This window comes from Dietzia sp. UBA5065 (assembly GCA_002415925.1).
In the GTDB taxonomy this organism is placed as follows: domain Bacteria; phylum Actinomycetota; class Actinomycetes; order Mycobacteriales; family Mycobacteriaceae; genus Dietzia.
Genome location: DIAZ01000079.1, coordinates 1 through 5,140 on the forward strand (window position 1 = coordinate 1; position 5,140 = coordinate 5,140).

A 5,140-nucleotide genomic window follows, 5' to 3' on the forward strand; every position below is an offset into this window, starting at 1 on the left:
CGACCTGACCGCGTCCGACCTGACAAAGCGGGCGGTCACCGCCTCAGATCCGGGCGGTGACCGTCCCCGTGACGCGTCCGCGGGCATCCCAGGTTCGCTCGACCACGTCGATCGTGCCGTGGTGGTCCATGCGCACGGCCGTCGTCGAGCGGGTGCCGTACCAGCGGCCGATCCGGACGAACCGCGAGGAGAGCATCCACTCGTGGCGCAGGGGCACGCCCGTGCGGGGCAGGTGCCGCACCGGGGCCCTGCGTCGGTCGGCGAGCAGGTCGAGCAGGGGGCCCGACCAGTCCGGACCCGAGATCCTCTCCGCGCCGATGAGCGCCCGCACGTCCTGCACCGCCCCCGCCACCTTGGGCCACGGGGTGTCCAACGCGGCGTTGGACAGGCCGTGGACCCCGGTCCCCAGGCGCATCGGCCCCCGCGTCGAGCGGTTGGACGCCCACCACAACTCGTCCAGGTCCCCGGCGAGGAGGTTGACGGGACCGTACCGGTCCAGATCGTCGACGACGTGCCGGGCGAACTCGGAGGCGGGCACCGGCCCGGTCAGCGCCTCGACCGGCAACTCGCCGCGCGAGGCAGGGGCCGGACGGGCGGGGCCGCCCTCGCGCACGTTCGTCACGGCCGCGAACCTCCCACCCGGGGCGAGGGAGAGCCAGGTGCCCCCTGCTGTCTCGTCGCGGCCGGCGACGATCCCCGCCGCGCTCCCCCCGTCGCCCGCCCAGTCGTGCAGCGCTTCGGTGGGCCGGTCGAGGACCTCGTCCCGGTTGGCCACCACGATGAGCGGGTAGCGCGGGTGGACCCGGCGGGCGACCACGAGCATGCACATGTCACCGAAGACTTCCGCACCGGCCGATCCGGCGCAACACCAGGTGGTCCTAGCCCGGCCACGCCGCCGGGGGCACCCCGACGGGGGCCGCTCCGATCGCCTCCGCCAGCCGCGACCGGGCGCGGGCCGTCCCCAGCCGCAGCAGCGGACCGCCACCCCGCGGCCCGACGTACGTCGAGCGGATCCCGGCCCTCGCCAGTGCCTCGCCCAGAGCCGCGCGCCGGGGGGCGTGGTGCTCGACGCCCGCGTCGATCCCCAGGTCGACGGCTCCGCTGTCCGTGATCGTGCCGGCGGTGAGGACCCAGACCCGCAGGGCGCCGGCCGTCGGAATCCACCCCTCCGGCACGGCGGTGACAGCGCCTCGTCGCCACCGCCGCACCACCGGGGCCAGCTCCGCGCACCGCGCGGTGGACACCGTGCACCGGCCGTCCGGTCCGGTCCCGGACCGGACCGGGTCGAGACTCCCCTCGCCCAGGAGCGTCATCAGCGCGTCCGCGCGCCAGGCGGAGTCCAGCACCACGGACACCTGCGCGAGGTCGCCCGCGAGGGTGGACTGACCGCGGGCGGCGAGGGCGCCCTCGAGGTCCGTCGGGTCGGGGACGTGCTCGTCCGCGGCGAAGAACGACAGCTGCGTCACGGTGCCGAGCCTACGGTCGACCCCCGACACACGGCGAGGCCCCCACCGCGACGGGCGGCGGGGGCCCCGGCCGGATCGATCCGCCGATGCTCAGATGGCGCGGACTTCCTGCGCCTGCGGGCCCTTCTGGCCCTCGCCGACCTCGAACTCGACGCGCTGGTTCTCCTCGAGCGACTTGAAGCCGCTGCCCTCGGTGGAGGAGTAGTGGACGAAGAGGTCGGCGGAGCCGTCCTCGGGGGCGATGAACCCGTAGCCCTTCTCCGCGTTGAACCACTTGACGGTGCCCTGTGCCATGTTGTTGCGTTCCTTTTCCGTACTGCCAGGTGCGACTCGCGGGATGTCCACGCGCGCCGGGTCGTCGACCGCCCGCGGGAGGCCCGGGGGCGGAGGCGGCGACCGAGACAAGTAGACCACGGGAACCGCGCCCGGAGAACACGTCCGCGCAGGTCGGTCGGAAGGCGCTCGCGCCCACCTCCCCGGGCCCGGCGCCGTGGCCACGTCCCCACCCTGCACTCCCGGAACCCGTCCCCTACGGTCGAGGGGTGACGACATACGGGCGCGAACTCCTGGGGCACCTGCTCGAGCAGCTTCCCGCCGGGGCGTCCCCCGTCACCCACACTGTCGATCTCCCCGCCCGCGAGGCCCGATACGCCGACTGGCCGGCGTGGGCGGACCCGGGGCTGGTGCGGGAGCTCCGCGGCCGAGGCGTGGACCAGCCCTGGGCCCACCAGGTGGACACCGCCGAGCACGCCTACGCGGGCCGTCACGTGGTGGTGGCCACGGGCACGGCCTCCGGGAAATCCCTCGGCTACCAGCTCCCCGCGCTGAGCGCGCTCGCCGCCGACCGGAACGCGTGCGTGGTGTACCTGGCCCCCACCAAGGCCCTGGGCCAGGACCAGCTGTCGTCGGTGGTGTCGCTGGTCGACGCCGTGCCCGGACTCTCCCACGTGGCCCCGGCGTCCTACGACGGCGACACCCCCACCGATGCACGCCCGTGGATACGGGAGAACTCACGGTGGATCGTCACCAACCCGGACATGCTGCATCTGTCCCTGCTCGGTCGGTCCCGCCAGTGGACGCGCGTCCTGCGGGGGCTCCGCTTTGTCGTCGTCGACGAGTGTCACTCCTACCGCGGCGTGTTCGGCTCCAACGTCGCGCTGGTCCTCCGGCGCCTCGACCGGCTCGCGCGGGCCCTGGGCGCCGAACCGACCTTCGTGCTGGCCTCGGCCACCACCTCCGACCCCGGCGCGGCCGCCACCACCCTCGTCGGGCGCGAGTGCGCCGAGGTCACCGACGACGCCTCCCCCCAGGGCGGACGGACCGTCGCGCTGTGGGAACCCCCGCTCATGGAGGGGCTCGCCGGCGAGAACGGTGCCCCCGTGCGGCGACCCGCCCCCGTCGAGGCGTCGACACTCATGGCGGGCCTGGTCGCCGAGGGCGCCCGGACCCTCGCCTTTGTCCGGTCCCGCGCGGGCGCCGAGTCCACCGCGCTCCGGGCCCGCGAGCGCCTGGTGTCCGACCACGGCGCGCGGGGCCGGGAGCTGGCCGGACGGATCGCCGCCTACCGCGCCGGGTACCTGGCCGAGGACCGACGCCGCCTCGAGCGAGGGCTCGCCGAGGGCGAGCTGGTGGGCGTGGCCTCGACGTCCGCTCTGGAGCTGGGGGTGGACATCTCGGGCCTGGACGCCGTGATCAGCGCGGGCTTCCCCGGGACCATCGCCTCGTTCTGGCAGCAGGCGGGCCGGGCCGGGCGGCGCGGCCAGGGCGCCCTGGTGATCCTGGTCGCCCGCGACGACCCCCTGGACACCTACCTCGTCCACCATCCCGAGGCCCTGCTCGGCCGGCCCGTCGAGGCCACCGTGACCGACCCCCGCAACCCCGTGCTCCTGGCCGGCCAGCTGCGGTGCGCGGTGAGCGAACGCCCGATGTCCCACGAGGAGGCCCGGGCCTGGGGCGCCACGGAGGTCCTCGAGGACCTCGCCACCCGCGGCCTGATCAGGCGCCGGCCCGCCGGGTGGTACCCCGCGGCGGACGACCACACCCCGCACGCCGAGGTCGACATCCGCGGAACCGGCGGGGCGGAGGTGGTGATCGTGGACGCGGTCGACGGCCGGATGCTCGGCACCATCGACTCCGTCCGCGCCCGCTCGCAGGTCCACCCGGGCGCCCTGTACCTGCACCAGGGGGAGTCCTTCGTCGTGGACGAGCTGGACCTGGAGGACGGGCTCGCGCTGTGCCACCCGGAGGAACCGGAGTGGACGACCTCCGCCCGGGAGCAGGTGTCGATCGACCTGATCGAGACCCTCGAAACCGTGACCGCGGGTCCGGTGACCCTGTCGCTCGCCCGGGTCGAGGTGACCGCCAGGGTGACCGGCTACCAGCGCCGTCTCCGCGGCGGCGAAATCCTCGACGTGACGCCCCTCGACCTGCCCGAGACCGTCCTGCCCACCCGCGCGGTCCTGTACACCCTCACCCCGCAGCTGCTGCGGGTGGCCGGGCTGGAGGAGGCGGACTGGCCGGGCGCGCTGCACGCCGCCGAACACGCGGCGATCGGCCTGCTCCCGCTGGTGGCGACCTGCGACCGCTGGGACATCGGCGGCGTCTCCACGGCACTGCACCCGGACACGGGCCTGCCCACGGTGTTCGTCTACGACGGGTACGCGGGCGGGGCCGGGTTCGCCGAACGCGGGTTCCGCCGCGCCCACTCGTGGCTGCGGGCGACGCTGGACGCCATCCGCGCGTGCGAGTGCGACACCGGCTGCCCGTCGTGCATCCAGTCCCCCAAGTGCGGAAACGGCAACGACCCGCTCTCCAAGCCGGGCGCGATCGCGCTGCTGGCCGAGGTCGTGGGGCAGCTCGGCTAGGTTCAGGTCCGTGACGCACGGTTCCCCAGACGACTCACCCGGCGACGCGACCACGCGCGTGCTCGTGGGGATGACGGTCCTCGCGGTGGTCGCCGGGGCGATCACCGGATTCGTCGGGGGCGCGTTCCGGTGGCTCCTCGTGCGCGCCGACCACCTGCGGCTGGACATCGTCGAGTGGTCCCACGAGCTGGGCGGCGCGGGCTGGGTGGTCCCGGTCGTGGTGTCCGCGGTGGCCGCCGGTGCCGCCGGGGTGATCGCGTCCCGGATCCCCCTGTCCGCGGGCAGCGGCATCCAGCACGTCGAGGCCGTCGACCGCGGGGAGAGCGAACCACCCCCGGGCCGGGTCCTGCCCGCCCGGTTCATCGGCGGGCTCCTCTCGATGGGGCTCGGGGGCCTCGTGCTGGGCCGTGAGGGGCCGACCGTCCACATGGGCGCCGCCATCGGGGCGTGGTGCGCGCGGGTGGCGCGCGCCACCCGCGACGAGGTCCGCGTCATGCAGTCGGCCCTGTCCGGCGCCGGCCTGGCGGTGGCCTTCAACGCCCCGCTCGGGGGCGCCGTGTTCTGCCTGGAGGAGATCGCGCACTCGATCAGGCTCCGGTACGTGCTGTGGACCATGGCGGCGGTCTCGACCGCGGTGATGTGCAGTCGGGTGGTCCTCGGCGACGAACCGGACTTCAGGATCCTCGACGTGCCGGAGCCCGCGTTCTCCGCGCTGCCGGTGTTCGTCGTGTTCGGGGGCCTCGTGTCGCTGCTGGGCGTGGGGTACAGCCTGTTGATCCGCCTCTTCCTGGACGCGTCCGACTCGCTCTC

5 protein-coding genes are annotated in these 5,140 nt (G+C 74.8%); 2 read left to right on the forward strand and 3 right to left on the reverse strand.

What is annotated here, in order from left to right; genetic code table 11:
• Nucleotides 1–43: 43 nt before the first annotated feature.
• The 3 genes from B4M60_RS05880 to B4M60_RS05890 form a co-directional block, all read right to left on the reverse strand.
• The gene (locus B4M60_RS05880) at nucleotides 44–829 is read right to left on the reverse strand and encodes an NRDE family protein (protein ID WP_291081194.1); all 786 of its coding nucleotides are present in this window, start codon (nucleotides 827–829) and stop codon (nucleotides 44–46) included.
• A gap of 49 nt (nucleotides 830–878) precedes the next feature.
• The gene (locus tag B4M60_RS05885; RefSeq protein ID WP_291081195.1) at nucleotides 879–1,466 is read right to left on the reverse strand and encodes a hypothetical protein; all 588 of its coding nucleotides are present in this window, start codon (nucleotides 1,464–1,466) and stop codon (nucleotides 879–881) included.
• A 90-nt stretch (nucleotides 1,467–1,556) separates the two neighbouring features.
• Entirely contained in the window at nucleotides 1,557–1,760 is a 204-nt protein-coding gene (locus B4M60_RS05890; protein ID WP_291081196.1) for a cold-shock protein, read from the reverse strand.
• A gap of 248 nt (nucleotides 1,761–2,008) precedes the next feature.
• Between B4M60_RS05890 and B4M60_RS05895 the strand changes: the two genes are divergently transcribed.
• Nucleotides 2,009–4,330, forward strand: coding sequence for a DEAD/DEAH box helicase (locus tag B4M60_RS05895; protein ID WP_291081197.1), 2,322 nt, complete (start codon nucleotides 2,009–2,011; stop codon nucleotides 4,328–4,330).
• Nucleotides 4,331–4,340: 10 nt separating this feature from the next.
• On the forward strand, nucleotides 4,341–5,140 hold an 800-nt coding region (locus B4M60_RS05900), incomplete at its 3' end, for a chloride channel protein (RefSeq protein ID WP_291081198.1).

What these genes read in the sequence shown, in the direction of transcription:
- B4M60_RS05890 (WP_291081196.1), bottom strand. Translation starts at nt 1,760, where the DNA reads ATGGCACAGGGCACCGTCAAGTGGTTCAACGCGGAGAAGGGCTACGGG.
- B4M60_RS05880 (WP_291081194.1), bottom strand. Translation starts at nt 829, where the DNA reads ATGTGCATGCTCGTGGTCGCCCGCCGGGTCCACCCGCGCTACCCGCTC.